This window comes from Bradyrhizobium sp. 25ACV (genome assembly GCF_054863005.1).
Genome location: NZ_JAVAYO010000179.1, coordinates 1 through 244 on the forward strand (window position 1 = coordinate 1; position 244 = coordinate 244).

At 60.7% G+C, this 244-nt stretch carries 1 protein-coding gene; it reads left to right on the top strand.

Going from position 1 to position 244, the window contains the following annotated elements; all coding sequences use genetic code 11:
* On the top strand, positions 1–244 hold a 244-nt coding region (locus RAD04_RS39065; RefSeq protein WP_461628020.1), incomplete at both ends, for an RDD family protein.

The window sequence follows — 244 nt, forward strand, 5'->3', positions numbered from 1 at the left end:
GCCCTTGCCCTACTCCGGATTCTGGGCGCGCTTCGCCGCGTATCTGATCGACGGCCTGATCCTCGGCGTCCCCTTTGCAATCACTTTCGCCGTCCTGATCTTCATGTTCGGCGGGCTGGGCGTGATGTTGCATCGGACTCCGCCGGCGGACCCGCGTGATGTAATGGCCGTGCTCGGTCCGCTGTTCGCCGTTTTCTGGCTGGTCTTGTTCATCAACATGGCAATTCAATGGCTGTACTTCGCG